The sequence below is a fragment of the Pseudomonadota bacterium genome, from assembly GCA_041395565.1.
Classification (GTDB): Bacteria; Pseudomonadota; Gammaproteobacteria; order UBA9214; family UBA9214; genus UBA9214.
Genome location: JAWLAI010000005.1, coordinates 178196 through 200231 on the forward strand (window position 1 = coordinate 178196; position 22036 = coordinate 200231).

At 64.1% G+C, this 22036-nt stretch carries 17 protein-coding genes; 10 read left to right on the top strand and 7 right to left on the bottom strand.

The features are described from left to right. Window positions 1-174: 174 nt before the first annotated feature. Window positions 175-870 carry a hypothetical protein gene (locus R3F42_08740; GenBank protein MEZ5542117.1) on the top strand — a complete coding sequence of 232 codons (696 nt, stop codon included), beginning with the start codon at window positions 175-177 and terminating at the stop codon, window positions 868-870. A 340-nt stretch (window positions 871-1210) separates the two neighbouring features. Then, window positions 1211-2944, top strand: a complete 1734-nt coding sequence (locus R3F42_08745; GenBank protein MEZ5542118.1) for an ATP-binding protein — start codon at window positions 1211-1213, stop codon at window positions 2942-2944. Between the two features lie 260 nt (window positions 2945-3204). Here the strand turns inward: R3F42_08745 and R3F42_08750 are convergent, their stop codons facing one another. Then, the gene (locus R3F42_08750) at window positions 3205-3600 is read right to left on the bottom strand and encodes a hypothetical protein (GenBank protein MEZ5542119.1); all 396 of its coding nucleotides are present in this window, start codon (window positions 3598-3600) and stop codon (window positions 3205-3207) included. A gap of 221 nt (window positions 3601-3821) precedes the next feature. After that, the gene (locus R3F42_08755) at window positions 3822-4589 is read right to left on the bottom strand and encodes an isoprenylcysteine carboxylmethyltransferase family protein (protein MEZ5542120.1); all 768 of its coding nucleotides are present in this window, start codon (window positions 4587-4589) and stop codon (window positions 3822-3824) included. A gap of 161 nt (window positions 4590-4750) precedes the next feature. Here R3F42_08755 and R3F42_08760 point away from each other — a divergent pair, with 161 nt between their 5' ends. The 4 genes from R3F42_08760 (at window position 4751) to R3F42_08775 (ending at window position 9511) form a co-directional block, all read left to right on the top strand. After that, complete coding sequence (locus tag R3F42_08760) at window positions 4751-5434, top strand: helix-turn-helix domain-containing protein (protein ID MEZ5542121.1); 684 nt, start codon at window positions 4751-4753, stop codon at window positions 5432-5434. An 82-nt stretch (window positions 5435-5516) separates the two neighbouring features. Continuing rightward, entirely contained in the window at window positions 5517-6404 is an 888-nt protein-coding gene (locus R3F42_08765) for an EamA family transporter (GenBank protein ID MEZ5542122.1), read from the top strand. A gap of 341 nt (window positions 6405-6745) precedes the next feature. Next, entirely contained in the window at window positions 6746-8974 is a 2229-nt protein-coding gene (gene katG / locus R3F42_08770) for a catalase/peroxidase HPI (protein ID MEZ5542123.1), read from the top strand. A gap of 258 nt (window positions 8975-9232) precedes the next feature. After that, window positions 9233-9511 (top strand): hypothetical protein, encoded by a 279-nt coding sequence (locus R3F42_08775; protein MEZ5542124.1) that lies wholly within the window; start codon window positions 9233-9235, stop codon window positions 9509-9511. 137 nt (window positions 9512-9648) lie between these two features. On the opposite strand, the gene R3F42_08780 is transcribed toward R3F42_08775, so the two are convergent. Continuing rightward, a complete protein-coding gene (locus tag R3F42_08780) occupies window positions 9649-11064 on the bottom strand; it encodes a hypothetical protein (GenBank protein MEZ5542125.1) in 1416 nt (471 codons plus the stop codon). Window positions 11065-11602: 538 nt separating this feature from the next. Between R3F42_08780 and R3F42_08785 the strand changes: the two genes are divergently transcribed. Further along, complete coding sequence (locus tag R3F42_08785; GenBank protein MEZ5542126.1) at window positions 11603-12523, top strand: tetratricopeptide repeat protein; 921 nt, start codon at window positions 11603-11605, stop codon at window positions 12521-12523. A gap of 4 nt (window positions 12524-12527) precedes the next feature. On the opposite strand, the gene R3F42_08790 is transcribed toward R3F42_08785, so the two are convergent. Continuing rightward, the gene (locus tag R3F42_08790; GenBank protein ID MEZ5542127.1) at window positions 12528-13196 is read right to left on the bottom strand and encodes a DUF599 domain-containing protein; all 669 of its coding nucleotides are present in this window, start codon (window positions 13194-13196) and stop codon (window positions 12528-12530) included. A gap of 330 nt (window positions 13197-13526) precedes the next feature. Between R3F42_08790 and R3F42_08795 the strand changes: the two genes are divergently transcribed. Beyond that, window positions 13527-14174, top strand: a complete 648-nt coding sequence (locus tag R3F42_08795; protein MEZ5542128.1) for a glutathione S-transferase — start codon at window positions 13527-13529, stop codon at window positions 14172-14174. Window positions 14175-14705: 531 nt separating this feature from the next. Here R3F42_08795 and R3F42_08800 read toward each other — a convergent pair. The 3 genes from R3F42_08800 to R3F42_08810 are packed head-to-tail and all read right to left on the bottom strand — an operon-like array spanning window position 14706 to window position 17886. Continuing rightward, entirely contained in the window at window positions 14706-16412 is a 1707-nt protein-coding gene (locus R3F42_08800; protein ID MEZ5542129.1) for a metallophosphoesterase, read from the bottom strand. Continuing rightward, window positions 16313-17035 carry a hypothetical protein gene (locus R3F42_08805; GenBank protein ID MEZ5542130.1) on the bottom strand — a complete coding sequence of 241 codons (723 nt, stop codon included), beginning with the start codon at window positions 17033-17035 and terminating at the stop codon, window positions 16313-16315. The genes R3F42_08800 and R3F42_08805 overlap by 100 nt, the downstream gene beginning before the upstream one ends. Then, window positions 17032-17886 carry a tetratricopeptide repeat protein gene (locus R3F42_08810; protein MEZ5542131.1) on the bottom strand — a complete coding sequence of 285 codons (855 nt, stop codon included), beginning with the start codon at window positions 17884-17886 and terminating at the stop codon, window positions 17032-17034. Before R3F42_08810 ends, R3F42_08805 begins: the two co-directional genes overlap by 4 nt. Before the next feature lie 60 nt (window positions 17887-17946). On the opposite strand from R3F42_08810, the gene hrpB reads away from it, so the two are divergent. Together hrpB and R3F42_08820 are read left to right on the top strand one after the other, a co-directional pair. Next, complete coding sequence (gene hrpB / locus R3F42_08815; GenBank protein ID MEZ5542132.1) at window positions 17947-20535, top strand: ATP-dependent helicase HrpB; 2589 nt, start codon at window positions 17947-17949, stop codon at window positions 20533-20535. Between the two features lie 444 nt (window positions 20536-20979). Next, on the top strand, window positions 20980-21993 hold the full coding sequence (locus R3F42_08820; GenBank protein MEZ5542133.1) for a glutamine synthetase beta-grasp domain-containing protein: 1014 nt from the start codon (window positions 20980-20982) through the stop codon (window positions 21991-21993). Window positions 21994-22036 lie beyond the last annotated feature (43 nt).

The following is a 22036-nucleotide window of genomic DNA, read 5'->3' on the forward strand; positions in this document are numbered from 1 at the left end:
ATTATCACGGGCAGTAACGGCAGGGGAACTGGCCACTGCGTTAGATCCTAGAACATTAGACGCGGCCTGTCCGCAGTTATTCGGGCTGCCGCCCGCCGGCGGCGGCATTGTCTAACTCGCCGGACCTTGTCTGCGTGGTTCAAATCCCGGGCAATCCTTGCCGATACCGCGCGTATGAGCACACTGACTGACCACGGCACCACCCGACCTGCCACGACGCCGGCTTCCCGGACACAGACACTGCCGCTGCCCCTGCGCCTTGCGAATGCGCTGCCCGACGCGGTGACGGCAGGCATTTTTCTTTCCGCCTGGATCGCGCCGTTCGCATGGCGTGCGACCCTGGTGTCGGAGCTGATGCTGGTGATGCTGGTCGAATTCATCCTGATTCATGCCGCCCCGTTCCTGGGTGGTGTCGTACTGGCTGACGGCGAGCCCCTGCGCCAGCGCCTCAGGCTGTTTGCAGGCCTGACCGTCCTCTACAGTGTCTTCATCGCTGGCTTCGCGCTGCCTTTCAAGTCGTGGTGGCCGGTACTCGCGTTCACCTGGCTGGCCGGCGCCAAGCTGGTCCTGCTGCTCGGCGGCAGGCAACACGGCACGCATGACCGGCAACGCATGCGCGGCTATTGGGGTGCATCCGTAGGGTTCTATCTACTGGCGGTACTGGCCACGTTGTTCCTGCCCGTACCGGAATTCGGCATCACCCGGCATGGCGCCGCCTACGGTATCCCGGGCAGCGGCGCATGGGTCAGCCATCCCCATACCGTGATCTCGGCGGGCTGCCTGTACTTCGGACTCCTGGCCCTCACCAAGATGCTGGAACGACCGGCATGGTGGCGCGCCAGCGGACCGGGGACTGCGGAGACGGCCTGAGGGCGGCTCGCTGGCGGGAGCGCCTGCCTGCCGCTGCGGCATCCCCCGTCTCATCCCATGGGCCGGATGCGGGCAAACGCCACACCGCACTGGCGCAGCACTGGCCTTCCGTATCCGGCAGGATCATGCACCGATGCCTCCGGTAGCACTGTTCTGCCGCGCGCCCCGGCACCCTGCGGCAGCACGCCGCCGGATGATTGCACGCCCGCCCGTTTCCGCAGCTGCCGGAGCAGTTGTACACGAACAGCCTTTACCGGATGATTGCCATGACGGCGGCCTGCCGGACCCAGGGAGTCTGACCGCTTTGCTGTCACGGCTACCGTCCGCCACCGGGAGAGTTATGCAGTTCTCAGCGTCCACACAGCAGCAGGTCGACCGCGATCTGAATCACAGAACCCGGCCAGGCATCGTCGTGTATTTCCTGGCGTGGCTGTGTGTCGTCATTCTTTCCGATGTCGCGGAATTCAACCCCGTGCTGGTGTACGCCACGGGTGCGTACCTGTTCGCGCTGGTGTTCATTCGATACGCGCTGTACCGGCTGTTCGACCGCCTGTATGCGGCGAACCCGGCGCGCTGGCGCGCGCTGTTCCTCGCAGGCATCATCCTCACGGCATTGCCCTGGAGTCTGTTCTCCGCCTGGTGCATCGTCCACTTCGGCCACAGCTTCGAGTCCGCCATCATCCTGGTATCTGTCACGATGTTCTGCGCCGGCAGCATTTACGGCTTCGCCCCGAGCCAGTCCCTGCTCAGGCTGTATACCCTGATCGTGGCAGGACCCTCCGTGCTCGTGCTGCTCTGGATGCAGACCACCGCCTCGGTGTCGCTGGCCGTCTTCGACATGATATTCGTCATTGTACTGCTCGGTGTCGGCAGGAATGCATCCCTCGACTACATGACGCACCTGCACGCCGAGGCGCTGGAGCGGGCCACGGCACGCGCCGAACTGGCCAACAAGGTGAAGGGCGAGTTCCTCGCCAACATGAGCCATGAGATCCGCACGCCACTGAACGCGGTGCTGGGCATAGCACGGATTGGGCAGCAGAAGTATCCGGGGCACGAATCGAGGCAACAGTTCGATCAGATCCTGGCATCGGGCAGGTTACTCAGCAGGCTGATCAACGATATTCTCGAGCTGTCCCGGATAGATGCCGGGAAGATCAGTATCGAAAGGCAGCCATTCTCGCTCCACGTCATGCTCGATGCGACCCTGGACATGGTGCGCCAGGCCGCAGGCGACAAGGGCCTCGACCTGCAGCTGGTCAAGTCAGGCAGTCTGCCCGACTGGGTCAACGGCGACGCCCTGCGCCTGCAGCAGGTGCTCGTGAACCTGCTCACGAATGCCATCAAGTTCACCCACCGCGGCGCGGTGACGCTGGAAGTCGCGCCTGGCGACGACGCGATAGCATTCCGGGTCGTCGATACCGGGATCGGCATGACACCGGAGCAGCTTGCCCGCGTGTTCGAGCCGTTCGAGCAGGGCGACAGCTCCACGACACGTCTGTACGGCGGCACCGGGCTGGGCCTGACCATCAGTCGCGGCCTTGTCGAACACATGGGCGGCAAGATGGTCGCGCACAGCAGCCCGGGGAGCGGGAGCACGTTCCTGATCACCGTGCCCCTTGCCGCAACCGCGGCTCCGTGCCGGCCGGAAGCGGTCGTCGTCAGGGCTGACAGCGCGCCGGTCCTGGAAGGCCTGCGCGTGCTCGTTGCCGATGACGACGAGGTCAATCGCATCGTGATCGAGCACCTGCTCGAATCTGAAGGCGCGCAAGTCAGTTTCGCCGAGAACGGCCAGCAGGTCATGGACATCATTACGCGGGACAAAGACTTCGATGTCGTTCTGATGGATATCCAGATGCCGGTGATGGATGGCTATGCGGCCACGCGCCGGGTCAAGCTGATGGAGCCGGGCCTGCCTGTCATCGGGCTGACCGCGCATGCGCTGGCGGAGGACCGGGAAAAATGCCTGGCCGCCGGCATGTCCGACCATGTGACCAAGCCGGTGGACACGGTCCAATTGACCGCGGCGATCCTGGCACAGGTCAGGGCCGGCGCCATGAACGACGACCGATGATTGCCGCGCTGGGCAGCCGCTCCCCGCGCGGTATCGCACGGTGACACCTGCCTTATCCCGGCGGGCTGCACTCATCACCGGTCAAGCCAGGGTGCGGCGACGCACGACCTGGGTCCGGGGCCAGCCATCGGAGCTTCGACGCGCGCAACGCCGACACAACGAATACGGCAACGGACCTGCCGGGGGGGCGGGAACGGGGATGCAGCGCTAGCGCGCCGGATACCCCCGGTACCAGCTAACCGCGCCCCGACCCGGCACCGCTAAAAAGCCACGGAGCGGGTGACCGCCTCGCCGGCCATCTGCAGCGTCAGGTCGATAGAGCCGGTCGGTTGCGGGCTCGTCGTGGCGTCCCGGGTCGCGCTGGCATCCCCCTGTGCATCGGTTACAACGGTAAAGGGAAACAGCCAGGGGTACTGGACCGTCAATTCGGCACCTTCGACGGGCGCCCCGTTGCAGGTGACATTGACGGACACGGTCACGTGCCAGCGAAAAGCCATGCCTTCGATGCCGACGGTCGGGTTCATTACCACATCCTTCGCCTGGCATTCCGCGGCTGCCACGGTTACGGCAGGCGTGGCATCGTCATTGTCGTTGCCGCTACACGCAACGACAACCGGCGACAACATGCAAACGAAACAGAGGGTACGAAGCTTCATGCCAACCTCTCGCACGGCGGTAGAATGGACCTTGCCCGGCAACACACTCCCACATGCTACCAATGACTGCCCGTAATGCAAGAACATCGGCAGCAGACCGCGCCCTGCCGGGACGCACCCGGCAGCTTCCGCAGTTCGCCGGGGGGAAGGCCGGGATCGGATGCCGCCGATCCGTCTGCGTGCTGACGCAGCGATCGGGTCCGACCCCGCCGGATGCGCGGCTATACGCCGGAAGATGCGGTACGCCCTGTGGTGGACCGCCGGGCGGGAAGCCGCGGCAGGAAGCGGCCGGTCTCGCGCCGGTACCGCAGATAGCGCTGTCCGAATGACCGTATCAGATCCTGCTCTTCATGGTAGACACCGACCAGGATATACGCCGACATGCCGAGTGCAAACAGCAGGTGCCCCGCAGTCATCACCGGCGTGAACCAGATACCGACGAACACACCGGTCATGATGGGATGGCGAATATAGCGGTACAGTGCGGCGGTCTTGAACGGCAGGTGCGTGTACTCACGCCCGCGAAAATACAGCCATGCCTGACGCAGGCCGAACAGGTCGAAATGGTTGATCAGGCACGTGGCATACAGCACCAGCACCCAGCCCAGGATACCGCTGCCCAGCAGGATGTTGTGCAATACCGGACTATCGGCCTGCCAGAGCACCGTGGGCAGCGGCTGCCACAACAGGCAGAGCGTGAAGGTCACCACGGCCGTGGCCAGCATGAAGGTGCTGCGTTCGGCGGCCCGCGGCAGCAGGCGGGTGAGCCAGCCCTTGAAACCGGGGCGCGCCATGATGCTGTGCTGCAGACCAAACAGCAGGATCAGCCCCAGATCAGCCACCACGGCTGCGATCGTACTGCCCGCCGCGCCCGAGTCTATCGATACCGGCACGAAGAGATTGAACAGGAATGCAATCAGGTACAGCAGGGCTGCCACACCGAGTGCATAGTTGACCACGCTGTAGACAAGAACGCCGAGTCGTTTCATTTGCATTACCCCCAGATATGTCGTGTTGCAGCGAACCTACGCTGCCTGGGATAAATCTAGCCACCGTCCCGGCGGCCCTCCACTCCGGATGCCGTAGTATCCTGCTACACTTTCTGTAGCAAACCACTACATTGCGTAGCTCGCCCCGGAGGGCCCGGCGCATGGAATACGGACAGTTCTGCCCGATTGCCAAGGCCACTGAAATCCTTGGCGAAAAATGGACCATCCTGATCATCCGGGAACTGTTGATGGGCGGCCGCCGCTTCAACGAGCTGCAGCGCGGTCTGAGCCTGATTTCGCCGACCATCCTGTCGCGCCGGCTGGATGCACTGGTGGACCACGGACTGGTGATCCGGAAGAAGATCCCGGGACAGAAAGGCTTCGAATATTTCCCCACCGATTCCTGCCGGGAGCTGCAGCCGATTATCCTCGCCCTCGGCGAGTGGGGCATGCGCTGGGCGCAGCACAACCTCGGTGAGGACGATTACGATGTGGAACTGCTGATGCTGTACCTCAAGCGCAGCATCGTGCCGGACCGGCTGGTCGGCGACGAAACCGTGGTGCGGTTCCACTTCACGGACGCCGAGCAGTATCCGGACTGGTGGATCGTCGCCAAGGGAACCGACGTCGATCTCTGCATCAAGGATCCCGGCAAGGACATCGATGTCTATTTCACCACGGATATCCGGACCATGGTCGATATCTGGATGGGCAAATCCACCTATCGCGCCGCCGTGCGCGACGGCGCCCTGAAACTGGTCGGCAGCACGGTCCTGACCCGCAATGTCACCCGCTGGATGAGCAACAGCCTGTTCGCCGGTCTGCCTGCCGCCAGCGAGATCTGACCGCTGCAGCGGGCCGCCGGATCGCATGCCCGGATGACGGCAGTAAACTGTTCCCAAAATCCATACTTCACGGACAACCCCATTGCTTCTGGAACCCTGGATCTGGGCTGCACTCGCCAGCATGCTGCTCTACGTGGTCAAGGTGATGAGCGTCAGGATCTACTGCCGCGACCTGGACGCGAACGCACTCGTGTTCTATTCACGCGCCTTTCCCGCCATCGCGCTGGTGCTGCCGGCGTATTACTCGGATTTCGTCATCACCGATCCGGTCCGGTTCTGGGGCGCTGCCGTGCTGGCGACGCTGCTCACGATCGGCGCCAGCACGCTGTACATCAGAGCCCTGCAGCAGGGCATGCTGGCAATAGTCGCGCCGGTGCAGGCCAGCATTCCGGTATTCATGATCCTGACGACGCTGCTGCTGTACCGGGAGGCGCCGGGCCCCGCGGAGTCGGGCCTGATACTGGTCGTCACCGCGTCGGTATCCGCATCGGTCTACCAGGTGTCGCGGCATGCGCCGGCAGCGTACAAGAGCCAGGTGGTGCCGATGCTGTACTCGCTCAGCGCGGCGCTGCTCTATGGAATCTCCACCGTGGTCGACCGGGTGGCGCTGCAGGCGGTGGAGAACGGTACGTTCCTGTATGTACTGGTATGGAATACGCTGACCTTGCTGCTGATCGGCAGCCACCAGGCGCGGGCGGGGAAGCTGCTGACGCCACTGACACATCGGCGGCTGCCCGTGATCGTATTCATGGCGGCGGGCCTCGGCGCAATGATCCTGCAGCAGTATGCGGTAGAATTGTCAGAGCGCATCCCCAACGCGGTGACCTACGTGAAGACGATCGTGCTGATGCACATCGGCATCGCCGCCCTGGCGGGACTGGTGTTACTGCGGGAGCGCCTATCCGTGGTATTGCTGCTCAGCAACCTGGTCACCCTGGGGGCCAGCGTCGCGCTGGTGCTCACGATCTGACGCGCCAGCGGAGGCAACAACACGTTTTCCTAATATTAGGGAACATCTGAATGATTGGGCAATGCGCGCGCAGCGCAGCAATCTCCCCTCATGAAATCAGTCGCTTGGAGATTGCTTTGTCACTGCGTCCCGCGCGAAGACAATTCGATCAGAGGGCCCCTGGGGTAATATCCATCCGCACCGGACGCACGCGTGTTAGCCAAAATCTATCGGCGTCATAGCGAATCCCGAATTGCCCGCTCCCGTCGGCGGAACTACATTCATCCTGTGTGATTTTCAACGGACCTCCGCAGTTGCTGCTGTGACGAGGCACAACATGACAAACAAGGAGTGAAACACCAATGGTCAAACGTACGTTTCCGCTAGTTGCCGCCATGGCTCTGACGTTGTCGACGGTCGCGCAGACCGGCGCCGCGAGTGACATGGGACAAGCCAAATCCAACCAGTTCTGGTGGCCGGACCGGCTGGATCTGAGTCCGCTGCGCGCGCATGACGCCAGGTCGAACCCGCTGGGCGCGGATTTCGATTACGCGAAAGCCTTCGCCAGCGTCGATATCGATGCCCTGAAGAACGACATCGCGAGTGCGATGACCACCTCGCAGGCCTGGTGGCCGGCCGACTGGGGCACCTATGCCGGTCTGTTCATCCGCATGGCATGGCACAGCGCCGGCACCTACCGCGCGGCCGATGGCCGTGGCGGCGCCGACGGCGGCCAGCAGCGTTTCGAGCCGCTGAACAGCTGGCCCGACAATGCCAATCTCGACAAGGCCCGCCGCCTGCTGTGGCCGGTCAAGAAGAAATACGGTCACAACGTGTCCTGGGCCGACCTGATGGTATTGGCCGGCAACGTCGCGCTGGAGAAGGCCGGCTTCAAGACCTTCGGCTTCGCCGGCGGCCGCGCCGACGACTGGGAAGCCGACCTGGTCTACTGGGGCCCGGAAACCAAGTGGCTGGACGACAGCAAGCGCTACAGCGGCAAGCGCGACCTGGAGAACCCGCTGGCCGCCGTGCAGATGGGGCTGATCTACGTCAACCCCGAGGGCCCGACCGGACACAAGGGCGACCCGATCGCCGCCGCGCACGACATCCGCGACACCTTCGGCCGCATGGGCATGAACGACGAAGAGACCGTCGCCCTCATCGCCGGTGGCCACACCCTGGGCAAGACACACGGTGCGCATAACCCCGCCGACTGCGTCGGCCCCGAGCCGGCCGCCGCCGATATCACCGCGCAGGGCCTGGGCTGGGCCAACAAGTGCGGCAAGGGCAACGCCGAAGACACCGTCACCAGCGGCCTCGAAGGTGCCTGGACCCCGACCCCGACCCAGTGGACCGCCGTGTTCCTGCAGAACCTGCTGAATTTCGAGTGGGAGAAGTCCGAGAGCCCGGCCGGCGCCGTCCAGTGGGTGCCCAAGGACAAGTCCCTGCACCAGCTGACACCGGACGCCCACGTCGCAGGCAAGCGCAACCCGGTCGTGATGCTTACCACCGACCTGGCGCTGCGCGAGGATCCGGCCTACCACGAGATCTCCGCGAAATTCGCGCAGGATCCGGATGCCTTCAACGACGCCTTCGCCCGTGCCTGGTTCAAGCTGACCCACCGCGACATGGGCCCGAGTGCCCGCTACGTCGGTGCCGAGGCGCCGCAGGAGTCGCTGATCTGGCAGGACCCGATCCCGGCAGTCGACCACCCGCTGATCGATGCCGGGGATGTCAAGCGCCTGAAGGCGAAGCTGCTGGACTCCGGCCTGACGGTGCCGGAACTGATCCGGACCGCCTGGTCCTCCGCCGCCAGCTTCCGCGGCACCGACATGCGCGGCGGCGCGAACGGCGCCCGCGTCCGCCTGGCACCGCAGAAGGACTGGCCCGCCAATTCGCCCAAGGAACTGGCCAAGGTCCTCAAGCGACTGGAGGGCATCCAGCAGGACTTCAACGGCAAGGCCGCCGGCGGGAAACAGGTGTCGCTGGCTGACCTGATCGTGCTCGGCGGTGCGGCGGCGATCGAGAAGGCGGCGCAGGATGCCGGCCACGCCGTCACGGTGCCGTTCACGCCGGGTCGCATGGACGCGGCACAGGATCAGACCGACGTGGCCTCCTTCGCCCTGCTGGAACCGAAGGCCGATGGCTTCCGCAACTACTACGGCGACGGCAATAGCGCCTCCCCTGCCGCCATGCTGGTCGACCGGGCCAGCATGCTGAACCTGACGGTGCCGGAAATGACCGTACTGGTCGGCGGCCTGCGGGCGTTGAACGCCAACACCGATGGCTCGGCCAACGGCGTGTTCACCGACAACCCCGGCACACTGAGCAACGACTTCTTCGTCAACCTGCTCGACATGTCGACACAGTGGCAGAAGACCGGGAAGGAAGGCATCTACCAGGGCGTGGATCGCGGCACCGGTAAAAAACGCTGGACCGCCACGCCGGTGGACCTGATCTTCGGCTCCAGCTCCGAACTGCGCGCGGTGGCCGAGTTCTATGCCGCGGACGACGCCAAGGCGAAGTTCGTGGATGACTTCGTCGCAGCCTGGACCAAGGTGATGAACCTGGGCCGCTTCGGCGCGAGCTGATCCCGCGCTCCATGCTGGTACAACGGCGGCGTGTTACACGCCGCCGTTTTTTTATATGCGGAACGAAGCAGATATCGACAACTTCTCACTCCTGGCAAATGCTTCACCCGCGTCGAGGCCGCCAGCACCACGGCAGACCAGCGCACGCCGGCCACCGGCTGCCCGGAATCAACCGGGCCTGGGGCCATTGATTTATGCCCGATTCAATTATACTAATAGGCAGTAGTGCTTCATTACCTGCTGTTGCGAGATATCGAGATGCTAAAGAGAACCGTGGTCATCGTTGCCGCCGCGGCATTGCTTGGAGGCGCAGTGCCAACCCAAATCACCCGGGCGGATGACGATATCTGGGATCTGATGGATCCCTCCTGGTGGTACGACGAAATGTTCGATGACGATGATAAAGACGATGAATGGTGGTACCGCCAACACCATCTGTACGGTCCCTACTGGGGTGTGCCCTACAACTGGTATCCGCCGGTGCGCGTGATCGTGAACCCGCCGGACACGAGTCCCGAGGTCCCCCCGCCCGAATAGCGCGTGCCGTGACAGGTATCCCGGTTTGTCACCGGCGCCTGCTACAGACGTAATGCGGCATGTGCAGCGAACGGTGCCGGCGGACATATGGTTGCCGCTGCCCGCAACCCTGCATCAGCACACGATCGGAGAAACTATCACATCAGCCACTGCACGACGGCATAGCGCGCGCGCCCGTTGCCGGGCGTCACCGAGTGATAGGCGGGGTCGCGGAGGAAGTCGAGAACGACCAGTCGATTGTACTCCGGCAGCACCTGGTCGATCAGAAACAGCTCGGCAGGACGGATGGCATCGTAGGTTACCAGGTCGGTAGTCAGAAGATAGCGTTCATTCAGGAACTCAAGACGCCGCTCCTTGTAGTCTTTCCAGTGGTATTCGACCGCGTCCTCCGTCACCGGCTCGGCCCTGCCGGATTCGGCCCAGAGCTGCAGGATCGCGCCATCCTCCTCCTTCCACTGCCTGTTGAGATAGAAGAGCGCCGCAAGCGCCACGGCAGACTTTCTTTTTGTCCTGTCCGTGTGTATCCAGAAGCCCTTGCTGTCCGGGTCGTGCTTGCGCAGCTTGACACTGGTATTACCCGCACCGATCTCGAGGGTGGTCCCGGTATAGGACGCCAGCAGCCTGTGCCAGGGCTCGTGGTAGAACAGTTCGGCGCCCAGCGACTCATCCATTTTGGCCTTGGCCCAGCTGGAATCGTAGGGCAAGCCTGGATCATCCGTCTCGAATTCCAGCTGCAGGTGCTGTTCGAGATAGGCCGCCAGCATGGCTTCATTGAAGAAGTCATCGAGCACGGCAAATTTGAAGAATGGCTTGCTCCTGCTGGCTGCGCGGATACGCTCGATCACAGCCGGATCAAGATAATGCGGATTGACCCATTTTTTCAGGATCGGATCGTCAGCAAAGCGGTCATCGCGCGCAAGGTGATGATTCATGGCTGGGTCGACCGACGCGACTGCAGCATGTATACGTGACTGCGCTGGCCGTGGCGGCGCGGCGCCAGAGCCGTCATCGAAGAATACGAAATCGACGATTTCGGCAACGTGTTTTTGCGGATTCAGGGTCAGGTCATCGTATTTCACCCACAGCACCGCTGGCGCGTACTGCTGCAGAAAGCTGTTGCGTCTCTCGATCAGCCACTCGATACGCCGACGCGTCTCTTCCCTGTCGGCAGCGGGCCATTTCCGCAAGTAACTGCTGACACAGGCCTCTGTATCTCTGTCAGTGCAGATTATCCTGTAGTCCCTGCCGGTCAAGACCGGCGCCGTATCGGCGACCGCCTCCAGGATGGCGGGCTCCTTGATACCCCAGAGACCGTAGTGCGTGAAGCGCTGCTCGATGAACCCATGGATCTGCTGCAACACTGCAGGATCCTGGCGGTAGCGGTACAGCAGCTGGCGGAACTCGGCATCCTCAAAGTGCCCCTTCGGGTTGGCCGCGGTTGCCGGGACCAAACGCTCCCCCATCATGACGCCGAGGTGATGCAGTATCCCGGCTACCGCGCTGGAGCCGCTGCCATAAACACCCAACACTATGATGGAACGTGAATTTTTCATATCGCACTCTGGTCTGGAAGCAACGGGCCTGGATACATTTTCTTACAGGCGATCCGTGAGTCAACCACTACCCTGCCGACTGTCGCCGGTCGAACCCCCAGTACAACGCCCTTGGCGGACACGACACCGCTATCACCCCGCACGACCGCCTGCCGCCGTTGGCGAGGATGGCATCTCACGCGGACCCACCCAGGGGAAGTTACGCAGCGCCCGCCTGCACCAGGCAGACATCGAAAACATCCGCAACAACACCGGCAAACCGGCCGGGAACGACCGGTTCTGGCAAGGGATCGCAGCCACCCTGCCGACCCGGCCGGGCCATGGAAAACGCGGATGGCCAGGCAGGACGGGCGACCTAATGCTGTTTCAGGACGCCTGGAATCCGGCCTGATTCGTATCCGCCCCCCGCCTTTTCGTGCATGCGTATTACGCCGGCGCTGCGTGCAGAACAAACTGAATGATACGGTGTCAATAGCAGTTCCGGGGAACACGTGCCGGCCGCGCAGCGGCATTGATGCCATCACAGGAACTTATCGACATGAGACAATTACCGAATATCGCCCTTGCGGGCATACTGCTCGCGGCACTCGCAACGGCTTCCTACGCGATGACCGCGGAGGAGGCTGGCATGGTGGCGACCGCCGCAGAACGGGGCGACGATGGTTCCCAGGTCCTGCTGGCGCTGATGTATCAGCATGGCGAGGGCGGCTACCGGAAGGATGCAGCGCTGGCGGCGCACTGGTTCGAGCTGGCCGCAACCCAGGGCAATGCCTACGCGCAGAAGATGCTGGGCGATATCTATGCAGCAGGCATGGGCGTGCCCAGGAATCCCAGGCTCGCGGCCGACTGGCGCGAAAAGGCGGCGAAACGCGGCAACGTCGACGCGCAGTGCTTGCTGGGAAAGATGTACCTGTACGGCGAGGGCGTCGACAAGGACCAGGGCAAGGCCGAACAGTGGCTCAACCGGGCCGCCGACGAGGGCAACAGCGAGGCCCAGTACCTGCTCGGCAAACTGCACTACAACTACAGCAGCAGCGCCGAGGAGCGCGCGGTTGCCGGCAACCTGCTGGCAAGATCCGCGACACAGGGGTATGCGGACGCCATCCATTTCCTGCATTTCATGGAAAAGCTTGGATACAACGCGGAAGAAGAATACTTCCACGGTTCACCGCACATCAGGAAACTGGCCGAGGATGGCGACCCGGAGGCGCAATATCAGCTGGCAATTCGCTATGAAAGCGGCGTCGGCGTGAAGCGCGATTACCCGCAGGCGCTGCACTGGTTTACCCTGGCCGCCAACAGCGGTCATCTCATGGCGATGAAAAGCCTTGCCGACATCTACGCCCGCGGTCTCGATGGCGTCGATGCGGACAAGGCGCGCGCTGCGCACTGGAGCGACAGGGTCAGGCAGGCCGAGACAGCCGTGCAGCAGGCATCCCCGGCAACGGCGCCGGAATGAAGCGCTAGCGGGTTGCCCGGTCGAACATGTTGAGCGTGAACAGCAGGCCGAACGTTGCCACGATCATGAAGACGGGTCCGAACAGCCAGAACACCAGCGGCACCAGGGTGTAATAGGCACGCATGCCGACACTGTATAATCTGCCCGCACGGTTGAGATGGTGCGCGACGAATTCCGCGGTCAGTATCGGGTGCTCCACATGCGCCGGCACATACAGCATGAAGCCGACGTGATTGTAGGTGCGTATCGACATCGCGAAGGCAAAGAAGGCGACGAACAGGTCGATCAGGATCGCCAGCAATTTGATTGTCCAGATCTGGGCGTTGACCGCACCGACGAAATTGAGGCTGTGCCAGATCGTACCGAGTTTCTCGCCCTGTTCGCTCAGCGTCAGCACGCCGACGATCAGCAATATCGCGGTAGAGGCCAGGAAGGTCGCGGCCATCGTTGAATTCCGCAGGGTCTGTACCGCCGTGATGACTTCGTGCCGGGCGATAATCTGCTTGACCCATTCGGTACGCGCGATCCGGTTGATCGACTGCACGGAATAGTAGGGGTTGCGCCTGACCCGCAGGTGCAGATAGAGCTGGTAACTCCCCAACAGGAACACGCAGAACGCCAGCGCGGCGAGGTCATTGCCGAGCAGGGATACGATATGGTCCGGAATAGTCATACGCTGCGTTGCATGGATGCTGGTGGATTGCCCGGAAGCGGCTGCAGCTGGGTATTCTAGACCAATCCGGCTGATGGCGCGCAGCAACCCGCGGCAAATATCGGGATATTCCGCAGCAACAGCGGCGCCGACACCAACGCAGCCACACCCTGCCGGCCACCCAGCCCGCCGCTGGCAGACGCATGGCACATAGCCCGGCCGGGTGCGGGCCGGTCCGGGGCATAGGCGCCCGGCACCCGACAATCCGGATGCCGCGACCAGGTACCGCGGCAGGATTCCGGATTATCCACTAGACTTTTCCCTCACCAGCCCCCAGTAGAGGATACCGGCATGCACCCATTCACCTCCCTGCGCCTGCGTTACCTGGAATTCCCCGGCCGGGCCCAGGCGATCCGCGACACGCTGCGCATCGGCCGCATCGACTTCGTCGACGAGCACCTGAGTTATGAACGCTTCTGCGCTTGCCGCGCGGCCGGCGAGTTTCCGTTCGGCGGCATACCCGTGCTGGTGATCGAGACACAGGATGGCACGCAATGCGTGGCGCAAAGCAACGCGATCCTGCGGTTTGCCGGGCGACTGGCCGGCCTGTACCCGCTGGACGACCCGCTTGCCGCACTGAAGGTCGACGAGGCACTGGGTGTGGGCGAGGACATCAATTGCCTGCTGGGACCCAGCCTGCACGAGCAGGATGCGGAGAAAAAAATGGCGCTGCGCAAGGTACTGGCGGAAGAGACCCTGCCATACTGGATGGGTTGCCTGGAACGGTTGCTGCTTGCGAACGGCGGCACCGGCTTCATCGCGGGCGCCACCCTGACCATCGCCGATCTCAAGCTGTACTGGATCATCGACTGGCTGACGCTGGGTATTCTCGACGGCATTCCCAAGACCCTGGTGGACGACCTGATCCAGGTGGGGGACTGGCGCAGGAACATCAACGCGGTGCGCGCAGCGCGCCTGCCTGAAAGTACCGGTCATTGAAATAGCGACCGGGTGACACCGCGGCTGGCGGACGTGCCCCGGTCCGGCGCCATGCGCCACGAATCGACGAGGCAACATCCGCCAGGATCAGGCCGGGTATCCGGATGAATGGCTTGCGCGGACCGGCGGCATCATTCAACCGGACAGGACAATGTGCAACAATGGCCGGGTAATCGCGGCCCAATCCTGTTCTTAACCTGTCTTGCTGATTCACCCCAAAATGAACGAAAACGACGCACAGAAAAAATTCCTCATCGGCATCGCCATCAAGATTCTTATCGTGGTTGGCATCGGGACCGCGATCGCCACATGGCATCTCAGCCAACTCTGACGCCAGCACCGGAGTGCGGACATCGGCACCCGGGAATCAAAGTCATCAAACGCCCTTGCTCCGACACGATATTGGTGGACCCATCGCGTCCGACCCAATCGAATCGCTTAATGTCTGCAGAACCGGGCCGCGGAACTCGCGGCAGGCCGATGTAATCTACCGGCTGCAAATATATCCGGCACCGATATGGCAAACAGCGATCAGAATCCAAGCAGCTGCAGCAGGATCAACAAATCTGACATATCCACCGCACCGTCCGGACTACCGACCGGATAGACGTCGCCGTGCAGCAGTTCGACCGGACCCGGCGCCAGCCCTCCGGAAACCAGCCGCAGCATCACGACCAGATCGCCGGTATTCAGGTTGCCATCCGGTGCGCCCAGGGGCGCGAGATCGCCATCCGCCGCGTTGGGCACGAGCGGTGCCGGATCGATACCGTCATTCAGCCCGTCACCGTCGGTATCGACCGACAACGGATTCAGGTCGCTGCCCGGGGTGTAGGCAGGGTCATTGTCGTAGTTGACCTCGAAGAAATCGGACAGTGAATCCCCGTCCGTGTCGACCAGCAGGGGATCGGTGTTGATGGCCTGCTCGAACGCATCGGTCAGCCCGTCGCCATCGTCGTCGACATCACAGGCATCACCCTCGCCATCGCCATCGGTATCCGTTTGCGCGGGATTGGACAGCAGCGGGCAATTGTCGGGCGCCTTCAGAATGGTGAAGTGATCGCTGACCACGCCATCGTCCCGCAGGAAAGTGGCGTCGAGCCGGTTGCCGTTGACGTCCAGCACCAGCGAACCCAGCTGGTTGAGCGAGGCATGCACCATCACCGGATGGTCGAGCGTGCCGCCGCCGAGCAGGCCGGAGCTGCCGGCGGTGATGTAGACCGCACCCTGGTAGGGGTTGGCCTCGTCGTATACGGCCTTGTAGGCGCCGTCGCCATCGGTGCGGCCGTCGCCGGCATCGATCTGCATGGCGGCAGTCAGGGTATCCGATGTTCCGTAATGGCCTTCCAAGAGAAAGGAACGTTCATAGGAGTGGCTGTGGCCCGACAGCACCAGGTCGACACCCGCCGCCTCCAGGATCGGGAGGGCATTCTCCCGCATCTCGATCAACTGGATCTCGGTATCCGAGTCGTGACTGCCCTTGGTGTAGGGCGGGTGATGCCAGAAGGCGATGATCCAGTCTTGCGCGGTGGCCGCGACGTCCGCCTGCAACCATGACATCATCGCCCCCGTGGGCGCGCGGCTGGTCTCGTGGGATTCCAGCGAGATGAAGTGGATATTGCCGTAATCGAAGGCGTAGTAAGCCTCCGTACCCGAGGCGAGGCCGCCGGCCTCGCCCGCGGTCGGCAAGGTGAAACTGTCGTAGTATGGTCCGGTCTGGGTCGCCGAATCCGCGCTGACGCCGTCGTGGTTGCCGAGGGTGGGCCACAGGACCGACTTGCGCAGCATGTCCGGATAGGTATCGAAGACGGCCGCCTGGTATTCGCGGTCGGTTCCCGCATTGTAGGCATTGTCTCCCAGCATCAGCCAGAGATCGGTGTGCGTGGTACCGGTAAGCGCGTTATAGGCGTCCCTGACCGCGCGCGCATCGGCGTTGGCCGTGCCGGAATCGCCGAGCACCCAGATGCGCGTCGGTTTTGCGGTGCCGGACACGGGTGAGGTGAGGAAGAAGTGATCGGCATCGTCTCCGGCGAGGATGACGGCGGAACTGCCGACGGCGTAGTAATAGGTGGTGTCGGCACTCAGCCCGGTGAGCCGGACCTCATGCTCGGTCGTCAGGGTTGCGTCCGTCACGGTGGCGGTCAGGCTGCCCGGCGCCGTGCCGTAGCTGACCCGGCTGTCGCTGGCGGTGGCCGTGCGCCAGCGGATGACGACGCTGGCGGGCGCCCCATTTGCAGATATGGCCCGCGGGTGACGGCTTCGTTGATGGCGAGGCGGGGCACCACGACCAGATCCGAGGACGTATTGAAGCGGTTGTAGACGCCGATGGCCAGCGTGTTGGTGCCGTCGTGCAACGCGGGCAGCGCGGCGGCGGTAATGTCCTGCAGGGGATGGTAGACCGGTGCTGCGCTGTTGCTGGATTCGTGCGCCGCCGGCACCGTGTTCCAGTCCGGGTCGCCGGGGGGCAGCTCGCCGGAACGGTATACCTCGATTCCGTTGATCCAGGCGACGTAACCGTCATCGTAGTCCGCGCCCAGTGTCACGCTGTTCACCGCCGTGACATCCGCGATGCCGAAAGTCGCGCGCGTATAGATCGACGAGGTACCGACCGGCACGCTGGTCTGCAACAGGCCGGTGACGCCGCCGGTGCCGCTTTCGTAGCCGATGCCATACGCGCCGGTCGACCAGCCGCTGGCATCGAATCCGGCCGCGGTCCAGGCGTTGCCCAGCCCCGGGTCGCTGCCGTTGGCGAGGTAGTTGAGCGCAGCGCCTGCCGCGACGAGCACATCCGCGACCGTGTTGACGGCATGCAGGAACAGCACGACAAAAACGGCACAGGCCGGGACCGTCCGCATGAATTTCATGGCGATACCCGTTGCTCCAGTGTCGCCAGCCGGGTGCGGATGCCCGCTTCCAGGGACTGTACCAGCCGCGAGTGCCGGCGCTGCAGCGGCAGCTCGGCAATCGCGGCTTGCGCGGCGAGCAGGTCGTCACGGGCTGCCGCGAAGCGCTCGGCCTGCAGCAGGATGTCGGCGCGTTTCACCAGCAGCGACTCGCTGCGCTGCGCACTGGCCAGCATGCCGTCCAGGCGGGCAAGGGCGGCGTCGGTCCGGCCGAGCCGCGCCTCCAGCTCTGCGGCATACAGCACCAGCGTCGGCACCGGACCGAGTACGGCGATGCCGTCCTCGAGACCGCGCAAGGCCGCTTCGAGATGCATCTTGCCCGCTGCCTCGTAGCTGCGCGCGCGCTCCAGGTAATACTCGGGCAAGGGTTTGCGTGGCGGCGCGAACTGCAGAATGGCGCGCGTGTAATCCGCCGCGGCCGCCAGCGGCCTGCCGGTCGCGCGCAGGATTCCGGCACGCGCGACCAGGGCGCGCACCGCTCCCGGCCGCAGCGCCAGCGCCTGGTCCAGATGGCGCAGCGCATTGCCGTACTCGCCCTGGTCGGCATAGACACGACCCAGGCCGGTCTCGGCCTGCCCGGCATCCGCCCCCTGTTCCAGCGCGGCATGGAAATCCGCGAGCGCCGCATCCCGGTCGCCGTGGACACGGTAAGCCTCGCCGCGCTGCAGGTAGAGCGATGCGTCAACCGGGTTGGCGCGAATCAGTACGCTGAGCCGGTCGATCTCCTCGTGCAGGCCGGCGTGAGCGAAGGCGCGATACGGCAAGGTCAGCAGCAGCAGAATCAGGCGAGTTTTCGGTGATAACCAGGGCATAATGCAAGTATAACGGTGTCAGAGCACATTTTTTCCTCATAGGGATTCAGCATTTCCGGCATGATCCGTCTCCCGATCGAACAGGTCATCCCCGACATCCGGCAGGCACTCGGGAGCGGCAACCGCCTGGTGCTGGTGGCGCCGCCCGGGGCCGGCAAGACCACGCGGGTGCCACTGGCGCTGCTGGACGAGCCCTGGCTGGCCGGGCGGATGATCATCATGCTCGAGCCGCGCCGCCTCGCCGCCCGCACTGCCGCGGCGCGCATGGCGGCGACGCTCGGCGAAAATACCGGCGCGACCGTGGGTTACCGGATTCGTGCCGAAAGCGCGAGCAGCGCACGCACGCGTATCCTGGTGGTGACTGAGGGTATCCTGACCCGGATGCTGCAGGCCGATCCCGAACTCGCCGCGGCCGCCCTGGTGATCTTCGACGAATTCCACGAACGCAACCTGCATGCCGATCTGGCGCTGGCCTTCTGCCTGCAATCGCAGGAACTGCTGCGCCCGGATCTGAAGCTGCTGGTGATGTCAGCGACCCTCGACGCGGCGGGCGTAGCGCGCCTGCTCGGCGACGCGCCGGTGGTGACCAGCGCGGGGCAAAGCTTTCCGGTCGAGACGGCATTTCTGCCGGACAGGGCGCCCCTGCCCGAACCCGGCCGCATCAGTGCGGCGGTGCTGCACCGGCTCGAACGGGTGCTGGCGGAGGAATCCGGCAGCGTGCTCGTGTTCCTGCCCGGGGTGCGCGAGATCCGGCAGGTCGAGCACGCGCTCGGCGCACTGCAACTCGCACAGACAGATAACGCACCGATCGTGGCACCACTCTACGGCGACCTCTCGCGCGAGCAGCAGGACCGGGCGCTACAACCCTGCGCGACCGGCCGGCGCAAGGTCGTGCTGGCCACCAACATCGCCGAGACCAGCCTGACCATCGAGGGCATTGCCATCGTCATCGACAGCGGCCTCGAACGCCAGGCCCGCTTCGACCCTGGCGCGGGCATGAACCGGCTCGAGACCGTGTTCATCTCCCGGGACTCGGCAGACCAGCGCAGCGGACGCGCGGGCCGGCTGGGACCGGGCAAATGCTACCGCCTCTGGACCCCGGCGCAACAACAGCGCATGGCACGCCACGGCATACCCGAAATCCTGCGCAGCGATCTCGCACCGCTGGCACTGGAACTCGCCAACTGGGGCGTGCGCGAAACCGGTGAACTGCACTGGCTGGACCCGCCCAATGCCGGCGCGCTTGCGCAGGCACGCGAACTGCTGCAGGCACTCGGCGCCATCGACGAGCGGTTCGGCATCAACGTCCACGGCCGGCAACTGCTGGAGACCGGCGCACACCCCCGGCTCGCGCATATGATGATCCGCGCCGCACAGGCCGGTCACGGCTTCGCTGCCTGCCTGCTGGCCGCGTTGTTGACCGAACGGGACATCCTTGCCGCCAGCGGCGCGCGTAGCGCCGACGTCGCGCCCCGGCTCGCCCTGCTGCAAGCGTTCCGGCAGGATGCGGGCGCGGCGACGGCCGCCGGCGTCAACCGCCAGCAATGCCGGCGGGTGTTGCGCGCGGCCGAGGACTTCCACCGCCGCATCCGGCGTCATGAACAGCCAGCCGGCGCGGAGGCGATCACCGCGCACGACCTGCCCGGCGTGCTGCTGGCCTGGGCCTACCCCGAGCGTATCGGCCGTTCCCGTCATGCCGCCGGCAACCGCTACCTGCTGCGCAGTGGCAAGGGCGCCTACCTGGACGAGGGCGAGGCCCTGGCAAGCGCGGAGTTCATCGTCGCCGCCGACCTGGACGGCCGGGCGCGCGAGGCCCGCATCTATCTCGCCGCGGAAATCACGCTGCAGCAGATCGAAGCGCACCTCAACGGCGACATCACCCGGGACACCCATGTCAGCTGGAATGCACAGACCCAAAGCGTCGATGCCGTCACCCGGACCTGCCTCGGCGCCATCGTGCTGGAGCAGCAGCCGGCCGTCGACATCGGCCGCGCCGCCGTGCATGCCGCGCTCATCAAAGGCATCCGCCAGTGCGGCCTCGACTGCCTGCCGTGGGACAAGCGCGCGCAGACGCTGCGTCAGCGGATACAGTTCCTCCGCCTGCAACGGCAATCCGGTGCAATCACCGAGCCGGAACTCGCCACGCTCAACCTGCCCGACCTGTCCGACACGGTGCTGCTGGACCACCTCGAGGACTGGCTGCAGCCGTATCTCGATGCGCACAACAGCATCCGGAAGCTGCAGGCGCTCGACCTGCACGCCATCCTGTCCGGACATTTAAGCCATGCGCAGCAACAGGCACTGGAGCGGCTGGCGCCGACACACGTCGCCGTGCCAAGCGGTTCGCGCATCGCCATCGATTACAGCGACGCGGACCAGCCCGTGCTCGCGGTGCGCCTGCAGGAGCTGTTCGGCCTGCAACAGACGCCCGCCATCATCAACGGCAGGTTCAAACTGCTGCTGCACCTGCTCTCGCCGGGCTACAAGCCGATGCAGGTCACGCAGGACCTGGCCAGCTTCTGGAAGACGGCCTACTTCGAGGTCCGGAAGGAACTGCGCGGCCGCTACAAGAAACACCACTGGCCGGAAGACCCGCTCACGGCACCGGCCACCAGCCGCGCGAAGCGGCGGGGAGAAACTTCAAAGTAAGGGGTCAGCACTGACCTTCCCGCAGCCAGGCGGCAAGCGTCGCGCCGCCCGGCGCGACGGTTTTCATGCAGGTCACCGGGGTCTGACCTTGATTCTCGGTGCTGGGCACAGCTTTTGCATCACTAATGCCAGCCAGCGTGACCTGCTCCCCGAAAATGCAAGCCACGTCAGGCAGTAAGCAAGCAAGGGAATGATAGGCAATCAGCCGGTATGCACCAATAATGTGCGCACAGCGGGTTTTGGACCAAATTGCGCTTCATTATGGTGCATACACGACCCTGGTACCGGCATGTCTGTCCCGGACCAGGCGGCGAGCGGCCCGTCAGACCCCGTGGCGGTACTCGAGTTTGGCCGGACGCCGTGACGTTGTCGTGCGCCCCGAAGCGTTTCGACTGGTTGGGCCCCGGCCTGCAAACAGACCCATAAATTCGGAGCTAAATGCATATGAAGAGTAAGTTGGAATATATCTGGCTCGACGGTTACAAGCCGACCCAGAGCCTGCGCAGTAAAACCATGGTCCGCAAAAATTTCAGTGGCAAGCTCGAAGACTGCCCCATGTGGGTGTTTGACGGCAGCTCCACCGAGCAGGCGGAAGGCAACGCCTCCGACTGCCTGCTGAAACCGACCATGGTCATTCCCGATCCGGGTCGCAAGAACTCCTACCTGGTCATGACCGAGGTGCTCAATGCCGACGGCAGCGCGCACGTCAGCAACGGCCGCGCCACGATCAATGACGATGACGATGATTTCTGGTTCGGTTTCGAGCAGGAGTATTTCCTGTGGGACCCGAAGACCAACCTGCCGCCGGGCTTTCCTCCCGGTGGTTTCCCGCCGCCCCAGGGGCCTTACTACTGCTCGGTCGGCGCACGCAACGCCTACTGCCGCGACCTGATCGAGGAGCACCTGGACATGTGCCTGGAAGCCGGCCTCAACGTGGAAGGCATCAACGCCGAGGTGGCCGCGGGTCAGTGGGAATTCCAGATCTTCGCCAAGAGCGCCGCGCGCGCCGGTGACGAGATCTGGCTGGCACGCTACCTGCTCGAGCGCACCGCCGAGAAGTACGACCTTGCGGTCGACTGGCATCCGAAGCCGCTTGGCGATACCGACTGGAACGGCTCCGGCATGCACGCCAACTTTTCCAACGGCCTCATGCGCGAATCCGGCGACGAAACCGTGTTCACCAAGATCTGCGAGGAGTTCGGCCGCAACATACTCCGCCACATCTCGGTTTACGGCGCGCACAACGAGCAGCGTCTGACCGGCAAGCACGAAACCCAGGCCATCGACCAGTTCAGCTACGGTGTCTCGGACCGCGGCGCCTCCATCCGCATCCCGGTGTCCACCGTGGAAGACGGCTGGAAGGGCCGGCTGGAGGACCGTCGCCCGGCCTCCAACGCGGATCCGTACAAAGTGGCCGCGGCCATCATCAAGACGACCAAGGAAGCACTGGCAAAGTAACGCCGTTTTGCTGTCGGCAACTCAACCGGAGCGGGAACACCGC